Origin of the sequence: Streptomyces sp. NPDC088387 (assembly GCF_044753385.1) — a bacterium.
Lineage (GTDB): Bacteria > Actinomycetota > Actinomycetes > Streptomycetales > Streptomycetaceae > Streptomyces.
The window spans coordinates 396,085-411,368 of the sequence record NZ_JBIVNC010000001.1 but is presented as its reverse complement, the minus strand read 5'-3'; the positions used below and the strand labels follow the sequence as shown (position 1 = coordinate 411,368).

13 protein-coding genes and 1 riboswitch are annotated in these 15,284 nt (G+C 68.8%); of the genes, 10 read left to right on the top strand and 3 right to left on the bottom strand.

Translation table 11 applies throughout. The annotated features are described in order from the left end of the window. Window positions 1–45 precede the first annotated feature (45 nt). Complete coding sequence (locus ACIQAC_RS01980) at window positions 46–1,422, bottom strand: cysteine desulfurase/sulfurtransferase TusA family protein (protein ID WP_402186104.1); 1,377 nt, start codon at window positions 1,420–1,422, stop codon at window positions 46–48. 283 nt (window positions 1,423–1,705) lie between these two features. Here ACIQAC_RS01980 and coxB point away from each other — a divergent pair, with 283 nt between their 5' ends. From coxB to ACIQAC_RS01960, 4 genes are all read left to right on the top strand, one after another. Then, entirely contained in the window at window positions 1,706–2,698 is a 993-nt protein-coding gene (coxB, locus tag ACIQAC_RS01975; RefSeq protein WP_402186103.1) for a cytochrome c oxidase subunit II, read from the top strand. After that, window positions 2,695–4,434: a cytochrome c oxidase subunit I gene (ctaD, locus tag ACIQAC_RS01970; RefSeq protein WP_402186102.1), complete on the top strand. Its 1,740-nt coding sequence runs from the start codon at window positions 2,695–2,697 to the stop codon at window positions 4,432–4,434. The genes coxB and ctaD overlap by 4 nt, the downstream gene beginning before the upstream one ends. After that, complete coding sequence (locus ACIQAC_RS01965) at window positions 4,431–4,829, top strand: cytochrome c oxidase subunit 4 (protein ID WP_402186100.1); 399 nt, start codon at window positions 4,431–4,433, stop codon at window positions 4,827–4,829. Before ctaD ends, ACIQAC_RS01965 begins: the two co-directional genes overlap by 4 nt. A 131-nt stretch (window positions 4,830–4,960) precedes the next feature. Further along, the gene (locus ACIQAC_RS01960) at window positions 4,961–6,220 is read left to right on the top strand and encodes an Ig-like domain-containing protein (protein ID WP_402186099.1); all 1,260 of its coding nucleotides are present in this window, start codon (window positions 4,961–4,963) and stop codon (window positions 6,218–6,220) included. A 37-nt stretch (window positions 6,221–6,257) separates the two neighbouring features. Here ACIQAC_RS01960 and ACIQAC_RS01955 read toward each other — a convergent pair whose 3' ends face one another. Then, window positions 6,258–6,659 carry a hypothetical protein gene (locus ACIQAC_RS01955; RefSeq protein ID WP_402186097.1) on the bottom strand — a complete coding sequence of 134 codons (402 nt, stop codon included), beginning with the start codon at window positions 6,657–6,659 and terminating at the stop codon, window positions 6,258–6,260. Between the two features lie 189 nt (window positions 6,660–6,848). On the opposite strand from ACIQAC_RS01955, the gene ACIQAC_RS01950 reads away from it, so the two are divergent. The 6 genes from ACIQAC_RS01950 (at window position 6,849) to ACIQAC_RS01925 (ending at window position 14,132) form a co-directional block, all read left to right on the top strand. Beyond that, window positions 6,849–7,469 (top strand): heme-copper oxidase subunit III, encoded by a 621-nt coding sequence (locus tag ACIQAC_RS01950; RefSeq protein ID WP_402186095.1) that lies wholly within the window; start codon window positions 6,849–6,851, stop codon window positions 7,467–7,469. A 78-nt stretch (window positions 7,470–7,547) separates the two neighbouring features. Further along, window positions 7,548–8,360, top strand: coding sequence for a c-type cytochrome (locus ACIQAC_RS01945; RefSeq protein ID WP_402186094.1), 813 nt, complete (start codon window positions 7,548–7,550; stop codon window positions 8,358–8,360). After that, window positions 8,357–9,415, top strand: coding sequence for a Rieske 2Fe-2S domain-containing protein (locus ACIQAC_RS01940; protein ID WP_402186092.1), 1,059 nt, complete (start codon window positions 8,357–8,359; stop codon window positions 9,413–9,415). The genes ACIQAC_RS01945 and ACIQAC_RS01940 overlap by 4 nt, the downstream gene beginning before the upstream one ends. After that, the gene (locus ACIQAC_RS01935) at window positions 9,412–11,052 is read left to right on the top strand and encodes a cytochrome bc complex cytochrome b subunit (protein WP_402186091.1); all 1,641 of its coding nucleotides are present in this window, start codon (window positions 9,412–9,414) and stop codon (window positions 11,050–11,052) included. The genes ACIQAC_RS01940 and ACIQAC_RS01935 overlap by 4 nt, the downstream gene beginning before the upstream one ends. Window positions 11,053–11,174: 122 nt before the next feature. Then, on the top strand, window positions 11,175–12,239 hold the full coding sequence (gene trpD, locus ACIQAC_RS01930) for an anthranilate phosphoribosyltransferase (RefSeq protein WP_402186089.1): 1,065 nt from the start codon (window positions 11,175–11,177) through the stop codon (window positions 12,237–12,239). Between the two features lie 246 nt (window positions 12,240–12,485). After that, window positions 12,486–12,602, top strand: a riboswitch (SAM riboswitch). A gap of 162 nt (window positions 12,603–12,764) precedes the next feature. Beyond that, window positions 12,765–14,132, top strand: a complete 1,368-nt coding sequence (locus ACIQAC_RS01925; RefSeq protein WP_402186087.1) for an aminotransferase class V-fold PLP-dependent enzyme — start codon at window positions 12,765–12,767, stop codon at window positions 14,130–14,132. Here ACIQAC_RS01925 and ACIQAC_RS01920 read toward each other — a convergent pair. Then, entirely contained in the window at window positions 14,087–15,280 is a 1,194-nt protein-coding gene (locus ACIQAC_RS01920) for a glycerate kinase (protein ID WP_402186085.1), read from the bottom strand. The genes ACIQAC_RS01925 and ACIQAC_RS01920 overlap by 46 nt on opposite strands. Between the last annotated feature and the right edge of the window lie 4 nt (window positions 15,281–15,284).

The window sequence follows — 15,284 nt, the reverse complement described above, 5'->3', positions numbered from 1 at the left end:
GCGGCGGTAGCCGCACATCGACACAGCCCCGCGCCCCTACCGGCGTTATGTGAGTCGGCGGATCAGGTATGACGTTCCCTTCTCCGCCGGCTCTTCGCCCACGTACTCCTGGTTCCGCATCTGGCACCACGCCGGGATGTCCAGGCGGGCCGCCTCGTCGTCCGAGAGGACGCGGACGAGCCCGCCGACCGGCACGTCACCGATGACCTTGGCCAGCTCGATGACCGGCAGTGGACAGAGTTTGCCGAGGGCGTCCACGAGCAGTTCCGTGTCCCCGGCGGTCGTCACCGGCGTCGAGGTTCCCAGGGTCTCGCGCACCCCCGCGACGACCCCGGGCAACACCTCAAGGAACCGTTCGACATCCTCCGCCGGTGTCCCCGTCGGCAAGGACACCCGTACATTTCCCTCGCTCAGTACGCCCATCGCCCTCAGGACGTGGCTGGGTGTCAGGGTGCTGCTGGTGCAGGAGGATCCGGAGGAGACCGAGAAGCCCTCGCGGTCCAGCGCGTGCAGCAGTGTCTCCCCGTCGACATAGAGACAGGAGAAGGTGACGATCCCGGGCAGCCGGTGCTCCGGATCGCCGACCACCTCCACGTCGGGCACCAGGCCCGGCACCCGGGCCCGGATTCGCTCCGTCAGCTCCCGCAGCCGTACCGCCTCCTGGGCCGCCTCCGCCCGCACGGCCCGCAGTGAGGCCGCCGCCGCGACGATCGCCGGCAGGTTCTCGAACCCGGCCACCCGCCCCGACTCCCGCTCGTCGGCGGGCCCTTGGACGGCGAACCGCACCCCCTTGCGCACGGCCAGCAGCCCGACCCCGGAAGGCCCGCCCCACTTGTGCGCGCTCGCGGTGAGCAGCGACCAGTCACCCCCGACCGGCCCCCACCCGAGCGACTGGGCCGCGTCCACCAGCAACGGCACCCCCGCCTCCCGGCACACCCCGCCCACTTCCCCGATCGGCTGTACCGTCCCCACCTCGTGGTTGGCGGTCTGAAGACACGCCAGCGCGGAGTCGGGCCGGAGCGCGTCCCGGTACGCCCCGGCCGTCACCCGGCCCGCGCGGTCCACGCCGACCCGAGTGACCGTTCCTCCGTCGGCCTCGTGCAGCTCGGCCGAATGGAGCACGGACGAGTGTTCAACGGCTGACACGATCAGGTGACGCCCCACGCGCCGTCGCGCCGCCAACACACCCGCGATCCCGGTGTGCACGGCCCGCGTACCGGAAGAGGTGAACACCAACTCGTCGGCCCGGCACCCCACCGCCTCCGCGGCAGCCTCCCGAGCGGCGTCGAGCAGCATCCGCGCCCGCCGCCCTTCCCTGTACAGACGCGAAGGATCGGCCCACCCTTCGTCCAAAGAGGCCAACAGCGCCTGACGGGCCACGGGGTGAAGAGGAGCACCTGAAGCGACATCGAAGTAGGACACGCGGCAACGCTAAACCGCCAGTCACCGCAACGTCCGCAAAGGGTGCGGGACTATGTCGGTGTGCGGCTCCGCCGCGGGGCGCGACCAGCCCCCGACGGACCGCAGCCGCCAATCCAGCTAACCCACCCACTGACTAGGCCCCCCTCCCCGCGAACCGTCGGAGACCGTCGGCTAGGGTTTGGTCCGCATAAACATCCAAACCCCTGCCCGACGCAGGGCGGCGACCGACCACCGAGAAGGCCGCAGCCGTACAGCGCGGGCGAGACTCTCGGGAAGGCGCTACGTGAGTCCCAACGGCTCCGACCTCCCCCGTCGCCTGAAGGGCGCGGGCGGTACCCCCATGCCGCGGCGCCCGATGCGGCGGAAGCTGCTTCAGGCACTGACCGCAGGCCTGGTCCTTGCGACCGCCACCGGTTGCACATGGGAGGACTTCCCCCGCCTTGGTATGCCCACCCCCACCACGGAAGAGGCTCCGCGGATCCTTTCCCTGTGGCAGGGATCCTGGGCTGCCGCGCTCGCCGTTGGCGTGCTGGTGTGGGGCCTGATCGTGTGGAGTGCCATCTTCCACCGGCGCAGCCGCACCAAGATCGAGGTTCCTCCGCAGACCCGGTACAACGTGCCGATCGAGGCCCTCTACACGGTGGTCCCGATCATCATCGTGTCGGTCCTCTTCTACTTCACCGCCCGCGACGAGTCCAAGCTGCTGAGCCTGGACAAGAAGCCCGACGTCACGGTCAACGTGGTCGGCTTCCAGTGGAGCTGGTGCTTCAACTACGTCGAGAACGTCGAGGGTTCCACCGGCGACGCCAGGACCGCCAAGGAACTGGACGCCATCCCGGACCGCTACCGCAAGCAGTTCCCGGCCGACGCCGGCGGCGTCTACACCTGCGGCACGCCCGGTGAGCGCAACCCGCAGACCGGCAACCCCGGTCCGACGCTGTGGCTGCCGGAGGGCAAGACGGTCCGCTTCGTCCTCACCTCGCGCGACGTCATCCACTCCTTCTGGGTGGTGCCGTTCCTCATGAAGCAGGACGTCATCCCCGGTCACACCAACGCCTTCCAGGTGACGCCCAACAAGCAGGGCACGTTCCTGGGCAAGTGCGCCGAGCTGTGCGGTGTCGACCACTCCCGGATGCTGTTCAACGTGAAGGTCGTCTCCCCCGAGGCCTACGAGAAGCACCTCCAGGACCTCGCCGAGCAGGGGCAGACCGGATACGTCCCGTCCGGCATCGCGCAGACGAACCCCGAGAAGAACCGGGAGACGACCCAGCTGTGAGCATCCTCAACGAACCCCAGGGTGCCGGAGCAGCGACGGCCGCGCACTACGCGGACGAACTGCCGGTCCGGCGCAAGCAGCCGGGCAACGTCGTGGTGAAGTGGCTGACCACCACCGACCACAAGACGATCGGCACGCTGTATCTGGTCACGTCGTTCGCGTTCTTCTGCATCGGTGGCGTGATGGCGCTCTTCATGCGCGCCGAGCTGGCCCGTCCGGGCCTTCAGATCATGTCGAACGAACAGTTCAACCAGGCGTTCACGATGCACGGCACGATCATGCTGCTGATGTTCGCGACGCCGCTGTTCGCCGGCTTCGCGAACTGGATCATGCCGCTTCAGATCGGCGCGCCCGACGTGGCGTTCCCCCGGCTGAACATGTTCGCCTACTGGCTCTACCTGTTCGGCTCGCTCATCGCGGTCGGTGGCTTCCTCACCCCGTCGGGCGCGGCCGACTTCGGCTGGTTCGCCTACAGCCCGCTGTCGGACGCGGTCCGCTCGCCGGGTATCGGCGCCGACATGTGGATCATGGGTCTGGCCTTCTCCGGCTTCGGCACGATCCTCGGCTCGGTCAACTTCATCACCACGATCATCTGCATGCGCGCACCCGGCATGACGATGTTCCGTATGCCGATCTTCGTGTGGAACGTGCTGCTGACCGGTGTCCTGGTCCTGCTCGCCTTCCCGGTCCTCGCGGCCGCGCTGTTCGCCCTGGAGGCCGACCGGAAGTTCGGGGCCCATATCTTCGATGCGGCGAACGGCGGCTCACTACTGTGGCAACACCTCTTCTGGTTCTTCGGCCATCCAGAGGTGTACATCATCGCGTTGCCGTTCTTCGGCATCATCAGTGAGGTCATCCCGGTCTTCTCCCGGAAGCCGATGTTCGGCTACCAGGGTTTGATCGCCGCCACCATCGCGATCGCCGGCCTCTCCGTGACGGTGTGGGCCCACCACATGTACGTCACGGGCGGTGTGCTCCTGCCGTTCTTCTCCTTCATGACGTTCCTCATCGCCGTACCAACAGGCGTGAAGTTCTTCAACTGGATCGGAACGATGTGGAAGGGCTCCCTGTCCTTCGAGACACCGATGCTCTGGGCCACCGGCTTCCTGATCACCTTCACCTTCGGTGGTCTGACCGGTGTCATCCTGGCGTCGCCCCCGATGGACTTCCACGTCTCCGACTCGTACTTCGTGGTGGCGCACTTCCACTACGTGGTCTTCGGCACCGTCGTCTTCGCGATGTTCTCCGGCTTCCACTTCTGGTGGCCGAAGTGGACCGGCAAGATGCTCGACGAACGGCTCGGCAAGATCACCTTCTGGACGCTGTTCACCGGCTTCCACGGCACCTTCCTGGTCCAGCACTGGCTGGGTGCCGAGGGCATGCCGCGCCGGTACGCCGACTATCTGGCGGCCGACGGCTTCACCGCACTGAACACGATCTCGACGATCAGCTCGTTCGTCCTCGGTCTGTCGGTGCTGCCGTTCCTCTACAACGTCTGGAAGACCGCCAAGTACGGCAAGCCGGTCGGTGTCGACGACCCGTGGGGCTACGGCCGCTCCCTGGAGTGGGCCACGTCCTGCCCGCCGCCCCGGCACAACTTCCTCACCCTGCCGCGGATCCGCAGTGAATCCCCGGCGTTCGACCTGCACCACCCCGAGATCGCCGCGCTCGACCAGCTCGGCCACGGTGGTCACGAGGCCAGCGCCATCGCGGGCGCCAAGGAGGCCGGCAAGTGAAGATCCAGGGCAAGATGTTCATGTGGCTGAGCGTCTTCGTCCTCGCCATGGCGATCGTCTATGGCGTGTGGTCGAAGGAGCCGGCCGGTACCACGGCCCTCTTCCTGACGTTCGGCCTGTGCATCATGATCGGCTTCTACCTGGGCTTCACCGCCCGGCGGGTCGACGCGGGCGCACAGGACAACGACGACGCGGACGTCGCGGACGACGCCGGTGAGATCGGGTTCTTCAGCCCGCACAGCTGGCAGCCGCTCGCGCTGGCCATCGGTGGCGCCCTCGCCTTCCTCGGCATCGCGGTGGGCTGGTGGCTGCTCTACTTCTCCGCCCCGCTGCTGCTGATCGGCCTGTGGGGCTGGGTCTTCGAGTACTACCGCGGTGAGAGCCGCACCCAGTAGCACGACCTCGCACCGCACAGAGCCCGGACACTCCGTCAGGAGAGTCCGGGCTCCTGCGTTTGCCGTAATCCGGGTCCCCCGCACGGGTTACCCCGCGCGCCAGAGTTGACGAGGCTTCCTAGCGTGAGGCCATGAGCGCATCTCCGCACACCCGTACCGTCGTCAGCTGCACGTTGCTGGTGATGGCCCTCGGCGTGACCGTCACCGCGTGCAGCAGCGACGGAAACCCGCTGTCGGCCACGCCCTACGACGCTGCGGACCAGATCACCTTCGAGGGCGCCGCGGGCGCCAAGAAGAAGGCCGACCCGGACAAGCCCCTCGAGGTCACCGCCGACGGCGACGGACGGATCACCGACGTCTCCGCCGCGGACGGCGCAGGGCGCCACGTAGCGGGCGAACTCTCCGCCGACGGCCGCCGCTGGCACAGCACGTCCCCGCTCGCCGCCAACGCGCACTACACGGTCCGCGTGAGCACCGAGGACGAGGACGGCGCGCCCGGCCGCGAGGTCCACACCTTCGACACCGGCAAGCCCCTCAGCAAGAAGCGCCTCGACGTCACCTTCGGCCCCGAGAAGGGCAAGTACGGCGTCGGCCAGCCGGTCACCGCCGAACTGAGCATGCCCGTCAAGGACAAGGCCCAGCGCGCGATCGTCGAACGCGCCCTCAAGGTGACGTCGACGCCCTCCGTGGAGGGCAACTGGCACTGGGTGGACGACGAGAAACTGCACTTCCGCCCCAAGGAGTACTGGCCCGTCAACGCCACGATCCAGGCCCGCAGCAACCTGGAGGGCATCAAGGTCAGCGACCGCCTCTGGGGCGGCCGGGCGAAGCCGCTCACGCTCACCACCGGCGACAAGGTCATCGCCGTCACGGACGCCTCGTCGCACTGGATGACGGTCTACAAGAACGGCGAGGAGATCAACTCCATCCCCGTCACCACCGGCAAGCCGGGCTTCGAGACCCGCAACGGCGTCAAGGTCGTACTCGGCAAGGAGTACTTCGTACGGATGCGCGGCACCAGCATCGGTATCGCCGAGGGCAGCTCGGAATCGTACGACCTGCCGGTGTACTGGGCGACGCGGGTCACCTGGAGCGGCGAGTACGTGCACGCCGCGCCCTGGTCCGTGGGCTCCCAGGGCGCCGCCAACGTCAGCCACGGCTGCACCGGCATGAGCACCGGAAACGCCGCCTGGTTCTACGAGAACGTCCGCCCCGGCGACCTGGTCAAGGTGGTCAACTCCTACGGCGACACCATGGAACCGTTCGGCAACGGCTTCGGCGACTGGAACGTCCCCTGGAAGAAATGGCAGTCGGGCAGCGCCCTCCTGGGCGGCAACCCGGAGGGCCCCAAGCCGGAGGACGCGGCAAGACTGAGGCCGGAGAACGTCTAGAACCCGCACCCGCCCCGCGACGCAGGCGCCCGAGCGACTAGGCGCTCTGCAAGAACTTCGTCCGCAACAGCGCCGCCAGCGAAGAGGCGAACTCCACGGGCTCGACCGGCAGGGTCACCGCCGCGTCGGCCCGGGACCACGTGGCCAGCCACGCGTCCTGAGGCCGCCCGATGAGCAACAGCACCGGCGGGCACTCGAACACCTCGTCCTTGATCTGCCGGCACACCCCCATGCCCCCCATGGGCACGGCCTCCCCGTCCAGCACACACACGTCGATCCCGCCCTTGTCCAGCTCGGAGAGCACCGCCGCAGGCGTCGCGCACTCGATGAACTCGACCTGGGGAACGTCGGGAGCCGGCCGCCGGCCGGTTGCCAGCCGCACCTGCTCGCGGGTGTTGGAGTCGTCGCTGTAGACCAGCACCGTGGCGGTCGCCTGCATGCTTCCTCCGAGACGTCAGCGTCGTACGGCCGGGAACGGGATCATCCCGATGGAGCGGATGCTACTCCCCCGGACACCCCGTCAACACCTGTGGGAAGCGCCTCGTGATGGGCCATACGGGCAGTACACACGCGGCGGACACTCCGAACGGCACCCCCCGGGGTGAGGGCGGGATAAGCGACCGACATAATGTCGGTCGTGGCGACAGCAACGACAGTAGATACCGGGCACGCGCACCCGTCGGTCAACCGACCGAACCTCACCAGCGTCGGAACCATCATCTGGCTGAGTTCCGAGCTGATGTTCTTCGCGGCCCTCTTCGCGATGTACTTCACCCTGCGATCGGTGACCGGGCCGGATCACTGGAAGGAGATGGCGGGCCATCTCAACTTCCCGTTCTCGGCGGCCAACACCACGATCCTGGTGCTCTCCTCCCTCACCTGCCAGCTCGGCGTCTTCGCCGCCGAGCGCGGGGACGTGAAGAAGCTCCGGGGCTGGTTCATCATCACCTTCGTCATGGGTGCGGTCTTCATCGGCGGCCAGGTCTTCGAGTACACCGAGCTGGTGAAGAAGGACGGGCTCTCGCTCTCCTCGGACCCGTACGGCTCGGTCTTCTACCTGACCACCGGCTTCCACGGCCTGCACGTGACGGGCGGCCTCATCGCCTTCCTGTTCGTCCTCGGGCGCACCTACGCGGCGAGCAGGTTCACACACGAGCAGGCAACGGCCGCCATCGTCGTGTCCTACTACTGGCACTTCGTCGATGTCGTCTGGATCGGCCTCTTCGCCACGATCTACATGATCAAGTAGCGGGACCGCGTGCTCCGGGCACGTTCCCGCATTCCAGAAGCAGCATCGACGCAGAAGATCCTGACACCGGGGTAATCCGTGAAAAAGCTCTCCGCACGACGACGCCATCCGCTGGCGGCGGTCGTCGTCCTACTCTTCGCGCTGGCGGCCACTGGGGGGCTGTACGCCGCGTTCGCGCCCGCGGACAAGGCACAGGCCGACGAGGCCGCCCAGTCCCTCGCCATCGACGAGGGCAAGAAGCTCTACGCCGTCGGCTGCGCCAGCTGCCACGGCACCGGCGGTCAGGGCACCTCCGACGGTCCGAGCCTGGTCGGCGTGGGTGCCGCGGCCGTGGACTTCCAGGTCGGTACCGGCCGTATGCCGGCGGCCACCTCGCAGGGTGCGCAGGTACCGAAGAAGAAGAACATCTACTCGCAGGCCGAGATCGACCAGCTCGCCGCGTACATCTCCTCCCTCGGCGCCGGCCCGAACGTGCCGACCGCGGAGCAGTACGGCCCGGAGGGTGCGGACATCGCCAAGGGCGGTGAGCTCTTCCGTACCAACTGCGCGCAGTGCCACAACTTCACCGGCAAGGGCGGCGCCCTCACCAAGGGCAAGTTCGCGCCGGATCTCAACGGCGTCGACCCGAAGCACATCTACGAGGCCATGCAGACCGGCCCGCAGAACATGCCTTCGTTCCCCGACACGACGCTGACCGAGCAGAACAAGAAGGACATCATCGCGTACCTCGACGCGGTCAACAGCTCGGACACGGAGAACCCCGGTGGCTTGGAGCTGGGTGGCCTCGGGCCGGTCAGCGAAGGCCTCTTCGCATGGATCTTCGGCCTCGGCGCGCTGATCGCCGTCGCCGTCTGGGTCGCCGCTCGGACCGCAAAGGCCAAGAAGTCATGAGTAGCCAAGACATTCCAGAAGAGAACCTGCCCGCTGAGCAGGAGACCGCGCACGGAGCGGTCAGCGTCGCGGACGAGAAGAACCCGTTCGCCGACCCCGGGCTGCCGCCCCACGAGCCCCGCGTCCAGGACATCGACGAGCAGGCCGCCAAGCGGTCCGAGCGTGCGATCGCCTTCCTGTTCACGCTGTCGATGCTGGCCACCGTGGGCTTCATCGCCTCGTACGTCGGTGTCCCGCACGACAAGTCGATCTTCGTGTTCCCGATCGGTCACATCAACGCGCTGAACTTCGCGCTGGGCCTGACCCTCGGTGTCGCGCTGTTCTGCATCGGCGCGGGCGCGGTCCACTGGGCCCGCACCCTGATGTCCGACCACGAGATCGCCGACGACCGCCACCCGATCGAGGCGGAGCCCGAGGTCCGTGCCAAGGTGCACGCCGACTTCAAGCAGGGCGCCAAGGAGTCGGCGATCGGCCGTCGCAAGCTGGTCCGCAACACGATGTTCGGCGCGCTGGCCCTCTTCCCGCTCTCCGGCGTCATCCTGCTGCGCGACCTCGGCCCGCTGCCCGGGACCAAGCTGCGCCACACGCTCTGGAAGCGCGGCAAGCTCCTCGTGAACATGAACACGAACGAGCCGCTGCGTCCCTCGGACGTCGTCGTCGGTTCGCTCACGTTCGTCAAGCCCGAGGGCCTGGAGGAGCACGACCACGACTTCCAGACCGAGATCGCCAAGGCCGCCGTGATGATCGTCCGCATCCAGCCGGACAACATCAAGGACAAGCGCGAGCTGGAGTGGTCGCACGAGGGCATCGTGGCGTACTCCAAGATCTGCACGCACGTCGGCTGCCCGATCTCCCTGTACGAGCAGCAGACGCACCACGTGCTGTGCCCCTGCCACCAGTCCACCTTCGACCTCTCCGACGGAGCCCGGGTCATCTTCGGCCCCGCCGGCCACGCCCTGCCGCAGCTGCGCATCGGTGTGAACGACGAGGGCTACCTCGAAGCGCTCGGCGACTTCGATGAGCCCGTCGGTCCTGCTTTCTGGGAGCGCGGATGAGCACCACGACCAGCAGCACAGACTCCCGCGCACGCGGGAAGGCGCCGGCCGGTGAGCGGGTCGCCGACTGGGCCGACGGCCGGCTGGGGATCTACTCCCTGGCCAAGGCCAACATGCGCAAGATCTTCCCCGACCACTGGTCGTTCATGCTGGGTGAGATCTGCCTCTACAGCTTCATCATCATCATCCTCACGGGTGTGTACCTGACGCTGTTCTTCCACCCGTCGATGAACGAGGTGGAGTACCACGGCAGCTATGTCCCGCTCCAGGGACAGCTGATGTCCGAGGCGTTCAGCTCGACGCTGCACATCTCGTTCGACGTGCGTGGCGGTCTGCTCATCCGGCAGATCCACCACTGGGCGGCGCTGATCTTCCTCGCCGGCATGTTCGTGCACATGATGCGCGTGTTCTTCACGGGCGCGTTCCGCAAGCCCCGCGAGATCAACTGGCTGTTCGGCTTCCTGCTGTTCGTCCTGGGCATGTTCACCGGGTTCACCGGCTACTCGCTCCCGGACGACCTGCTCTCCGGCACCGGTGTGCGCTTTATGGAGGGCGCGATCCTGTCCGTGCCGATCGTCGGCACGTACCTGTCGTTCTTCCTCTTCGGCGGAGAGTTCCCGGGCGGCGACTTCGTGGCCCGCTTCTACTCCATCCACATCCTGCTGCTGCCGGGCATCATGCTCGGCCTGGTGGTCGGCCACCTGATCCTGGTCTTCTACCACAAGCACACGCAGTTCGCGGGCGCCGGAAAGACCAACAAGAACGTCGTCGGCATGCCGCTGCTGCCCGTCTACATGGCCAAGGCCGGCGGGTTCTTCTTCCTGGTCTTCGGTGTCATCGCGGCCATCTCCGCGGTCGCGCAGATCAACCCGATCTGGGCCCTGGGCCCCTATCGCGCGGACCAGGTGTCGACCGGCGCCCAGCCCGACTGGTACATGGGCTTCTCCGAGGGCCTCATCCGTGTCATGCCCGGCTGGGAGATCAACTTCTGGGGCCACACCCTCGTCCTGGGTGTGTTCATCCCGCTGGTGATCTTCCCGCTGGTCCTGGTCGCGATCGCGGTCTACCCGTTTGTGGAGTCCTGGGTCACCGGGGACAAGCGCGAGCACCACATCCTGGACCGGCCCCGCAACGTGCCCACCCGCACGGCCTTCGGTGTCGCCTGGATGACCTGGTACTTCGTACTGCTGGTCGGTGGTGGCAACGACCTGTGGGCCACCCACTTCCACCTGTCGATCAACGCCATCACCTGGTTCGTCCGGATCGCGTTCTTCGTCGCCCCGGTCGCCGCGTTCATCGTCACCAAGCGGATCTGCCTCGGCCTCCAGCGCCGGGACCGGGAGAAGGTGCTGCACGGTCGGGAGACCGGCACCATCAAGCGGCTGCCGCACGGTGAGTTCATCGAGGTGCACGAGCCGCTCAGCCAGGAGCAGCTGCACACCCTCACCGCGCACGAGCAGTACGAGCCGGCCGCGATCGGCGCTGCCGTCGACGAGAACGGCGTCGAGCGCAAGGTCAAGGGTCCGGACAAGCTCCGCGCCAAGCTCAGCAAGGCGTACTACGGAGACGACGCCCAGATCCCCAAGCCGACCGTCGAGGAGTACAAGGAGATCACGAGCGGCCACGGCCACCACTGATCACTGCTTCGCCACACACGAAGGGCCCCGTTCCAGCACCGCCGCTGGAACGGGGCCCTTCGTACTGCCTCCGGCTGGATAGGGTGGGAGCACACTTTTCTACGACACTCAGGAGCGGCCGTATGAGCGCTGTGACCCCCGCTGGAGGCGACAACGCGGCGGTCCGTTCCTGGCCGGGTCTGCTGAACGGACTGCTGGACGGCCGGGACCTCTCCTCCGACGACACCGCCTGGGCGATGGACCTGATCATGCGGGGCGAGGCGACGGACGCGCAGATCGCCGGCTTCGCCGTGGCCCTGCGCGCCAAGGGCGAGACCGTCGAGGAGATCACCGGCCTGGTCCGGGCGATGTACGAGCACGCCAACGTGATCGAGGTACCCGGCGCGACCGTCGACATCGTCGGCACCGGCGGCGACGGCGCCAAGACCGTGAACATCTCCACGATGTCCTCGATCGTGATCGCCGGCACCGGCGCCAAGGTCGTCAAGCACGGCAACCGCGCCGCGTCCTCGGCGTCCGGCGCCTCCGACGTACTGGAGAAGCTCGGCGTCAATCTGGAGCTGACCCCGCAGCGGGTTGCCGAGGTCGCCGAGGTCGCCGGCATCACCTTCTGCTTCGCCGTGAAGTTCCACCCGGCGCTGCGTCATGTCGCCGCGGCGCGCGGCCAGTTGGGGATCCGGACCACGTTCAACTTCCTCGGTCCGCTGACCAACCCGGCGAAGGTGAGGGCCCAGGCCGTTGGTGTCGCCGATCTCCGGATGGCACCGATCGTCGCCGGTGTCTTCGCCGAGCGGGGCAACTCCTCGCTGGTGTTCCGCGGCGACGACGGACTTGACGAACTCACCGTGACGTCGACGTCCAAGGTGTGGATCGTGCGGGACGGTCAGGTGCGGGAGGAGACGTTCGATCCGCGGGACGTGGGGATCGGGCTGGTGCCGGTGGAGGCGTTGCGGGGGGCTGACGCCTCGTTCAACGCGGACGTCGCGCTGCGCTTGCTCGACGGGGAGACGGGGCCCGTTCGGGACGCCGTGCTGCTGAACTCCGCGGCTGCGTTGGTCGCGCTGGAGCCGGGGTCCGGGTCGCTCGTGGAGCAGATCCGTGCCGGGATGGAGCGGGCGGCTGAGGCTGTGGACTCCGGGGCGGCCAAGCGGACGCTTGAGCGGTGGGTTGTCGCCAGTAACGCCTGATGCCAGGGGGCGTGGGGTTGTTGTGCGTGTGCCGCGCCGTTGTGGCTGGTCGCGCAGTTCCCCGCGCCCCTGAAAGACAAAGCACGGGGCGTAGCCCCGGCTTTCCAGGGGCGCGGGGAACTGCGCGACCAGCCACGTCCGGACCCGCACCCGCAAGTCGCCCGCGGCCCCGTGCTCTCGAGCGGCCGTTCCGGCATCCGGACAGGAGTTGCGGTCCGGTGATCACATCCCGTAGCTTTCTGATCAGGTCATGAGTGACAGCCATCAGGCCCCGGCCGGCTGTCCGGCAACCCTCCGTCCGTGGCGGGGTGCCCCGGGTGAAGACCAGGCCGTGGACAGCAAGGTCCTCGGCAAGCGCGGACCCCTCGCACACCAGGGGTCCTGGTCGTCGAGGAGATCCCCGTGGGCAAGCGAATGCGATAGGGCCGCAGAGCCCCGCCTCCGCATCCCTCCTTCTTCTGTCTTCCCGCGCTTGAGCGTGCCGCTCGTGCGGTGAATTCCGCCTGCCACAACGGGAGTACACCCATGTCCGTCTCCACCGCCGCCGTCGACCAGACCGTCTGTTCCCCGCTGCCCGTGCTCGGGCGGGACGTCACCGTGCCGCTCGTCACCGGTGGCGAGGTCACGTACGCCGCGCTCGACTACGCGGCCAGCGCGCCCGCGCTCCAGCGGGTGTGGGACGACGTGGCCGCGTACGCCCCGTACTACGGCAGCGTGCACCGCGGGGCCGGGTATCTGTCGCAGCTGTCGACGGACCTGTTCGAGAACGCCCGGCGTACCGTCGCCGAGTTCCTCGACTGCCGGGACGACGACCAGGTCGTCTTCACCCGGTCCACCACCGACTCGCTGAACCTGCTCGCCGCCGCGCTGCCCGCCGACTGCCAGGTGTTCGTCTTCGAGACCGAGCACCACGCCTCGCTGCTGCCCTGGAAGAACGCCCACGTCAGCTACCTCGACGCCCCGCGCACCCCGCGCCAGGCCGTGGAGACCCTGGAGAAGGCCCTCGCCGACCGTGACCCCCACGGCCCCGCCCTGGTCTGTGTCACCGGCGCCTCCAACGTGACCGGTGAGCTGTGGCCCGTACGGGAACTGGCCGCCGCCGCGCACGCCCACGGTGCCCGGATCGTGCTCGACGCCGCCCAGCTCGCCCCGCACCACCCCGTCTCCGTCGCCGAACTCGACGTGGACTGGGTCGCGTTCTCCGGGCACAAGCTGTACGCCCCGTTCGGCTCCGGTGTGCTCGCCGGGCGCGCGGACTGGCTGCGCGAGGCGGAGCCGTATCTCGCGGGCGGCGGCGCCAGCCGCAAGGTGACCCGGCGGACGGACGGGGGAGTGGACGTCGAGTGGCACGACAGCGCCGCCCGCCACGAGGCCGGCTCGCCCAACGTCATCGGCGCCTACTCCATCGCGTCCGCCTGCAAGGCCCTCACCGACGCCGGTTTCGAGGGTCTCGTCGCCCGTGAGCGCCACCTGATCGACACCGTGCGGGCCGGTCTCGCCGAGGTTCCCGAGGTGCGGATCCTCTCCCTCTTCGGCGACGACGCACCGCGTGTCGGCGTCATCTCCTTCGTCGTCGACGGCTGGAACAGCTCCCACTTCGCCGCCGCGCTCTCCGCCGAGTACGGCATCGGTGTCCGCGACGGTCTGTTCTGCGCCCACCCGCTGGTGCGCACCCTGCTCGGCAGCGACCCCGAGTCGCAGGGCGAGTGCGGGGCACCGGAGGCGGCGCCCGGCGAGAAGTCGCTCAACGCGATCCGGGTCAGCTTCGGTGCGGGCACGCCCGACGAGCACGTGGAGCGGTTCGTCCGGGCCGTGCGCGAACTCGTCCAGGACGGCGCCGCCTGGAACTACCGTACGGTCGACGGGCGTTGTGTGCCCGACACCTCCGCGTGAGCCGGTAGCCGGGCGCCCAGGACGACCATCCGCAGGGCGCGTTCGGTGGCGTCGGTGAGCAGCTCCGCGGCCCGCACCAGCGCCTCCGCCAGGGCCATCGGGGCGGGCAGGATGCCGTGGTACGCGTCGACGCCCGGCACGTCGTGGGCGCCCTTGCCGAGGGTGCCGGCGAGTGCCAGTACGGGACGGCCGTAGAGCTTGGCGCGGCGGGCCACCTCGCCGGGGACCTTGCCGCGCCGGGTCTGTTCGTCCAGCGCGCCCTCCGCGGTCAGCACCAGGTCGGCGCGGGCCAGACGGGCGTCCAGGTCGAGGTGGTCGAGGAGGACGTCGAAGCGGGGGAGGAGCCGGGCGCCGAGAGCGGCGAGGCCGGCGCCGAGGCCGCCGGAGGCGCCGGTGCCGGGGGACAGGCGCAGGTCCGTGGGGAGCCGGTGGACGTCCCGGGTGAGGACGCGGGCCCAGTTCTCCAGGCCGGTGGAGAGGCGCTCGACCTGCGCCGGGGTCGCGCCCTTCTGGGGGCCGAAGACCCGGGCCACGCCGTGCTCGCCGCACAGCACGTTGTACGGGTTGCAGGCGACGAGGAGTTCCGTGTGCGGCAGACGGGAGTCCAGGGCGCTTGGGTCGATGCGGGTCAGCCGGGTCAACTCGGCGCCGCCGTGCGGGAGTTCGAAGCCGTCCGCGTCCAGGAGGCGGGCGCCCAGGGCCTGGAGGGCGCCGGCGCCGCCGTCGGACGTGCCGGAGTCTCCGCAGCCCACGACGATCCGCCGTACGCCGGTGTCGAGTGCGGCCCGGATCAGTTCACCCACGCCGTAGGTGGTGGTGGCGCCCGGGTCGCGGCTGCTCGTGGGGACCAGGGAGAGGCCGGCCACCGCGGCCATCTCCACGACCGCGGTGCGGCCGGAGTCCAGGAGGGCGAAGTGGGTGCCGATCGGTTCGCCGAGGGGGCCGGTGGCGGAGAGGGCGAGGAGGCGGCCGCCGGTGGTGGTGGCGAGGGTGCGGGCGGTGCCTTCGCCTCCGTCCACCAGGGGGATGCGGTCGATCTCCGCGTGGGGGAGGACTCGGCGTACGCCTGTGGCGATGGCGTTCGCCGCGGACTGGGCGGACAGGGACTCCTTGAAGCCGCTGGGGGCTACGGCGATGTGGTTGAGCATGCGG